The organism is Nocardia sputi (assembly GCF_023501985.1).
This window is the reverse complement of sequence record NZ_JAMFLC010000076.1, coordinates 1-851: the sequence shown is the minus strand read 5'-3', so window position 1 is coordinate 851 and position 851 is coordinate 1. Positions and strand designations below refer to the sequence as shown.

The window sequence follows — 851 nt, the reverse complement described above, 5'->3', positions numbered from 1 at the left end:
AGGCACCGACACTGATGATGGAAAAGATCTTGATCGTCGTGTCTCTGGCACCGACTGTCGCCCTGCTGGGTTGACCATCACTTGGTCTGACCGGCGGTCAGGGTCCCGCGCGCCGGCCGGGCGGACATGACTTAATAAGAGCCTGGTCAAGCCTCATCAATGTCCTGTCTGCTCGCCCGACCGGCGTCGACCCACCGAAGTCGATACGGGAAGGCGGTAACAAGCATGGCAGTGACCGGTCCGGTCGCCAACCTCGTGGCGGGAGTCGATACTCACGCCGACACCATTCATGTCGCGGTCGTTGACGGTGTCGGGCGTGAGCTCGGCGATGAGGAATTTCCCACCACCACAACCGGTTACCGGGCCGCGCTGGACTTTCTGGCCTCGTTCGGCACGGTGGAAGTGGCCGGGATCGAAGGCACCAGTTCCTACGGGGCCGGGATCACCCGCGCGGTCCTCGCCGCGGGGATCGAGGTCCGCGAAGTCATCCGACCGGAGCGGTCGGTGCGGCGTATGCGCGGCAAGTCCGATCCGATCGACGCCTATCAAGCCGCACGCGCGGTGGTGTCCGGGCGCGCGAGCGCGATACCGAAAACCGAGCACATCGAGGCGCTGCGCGCGTTGAACAACGCCCGCCGCTCAGCGGTGAAAGCCACCACCGCGGCGATGAACCAGATCCATCACATGCTCGTCACCGCCCCGGTGAATATCCGAGAGAAATACCGCAAGCTGACCGACAAAGCGCTGATCACCGCGCTGGCATCCTGTCGGCCCGACAAGACCGATCCGATCGCACGTGCGGTGCTCAGCGCGTTGAAAACCCTGGCGCGGCGTCACCGGTTCCTCACCAC

The 851-nt window shown here is 64.6% G+C and carries 1 protein-coding gene; it reads left to right on the top strand.

Going from position 1 to position 851, the window contains the following annotated elements; all coding sequences use genetic code 11:
- Window positions 1-225: 225 nt before the first annotated feature.
- Window positions 226-851: IS110 family transposase (locus M8859_RS36685; protein WP_249645681.1), on the top strand; the 626-nt coding region annotated here is incomplete at its 3' end.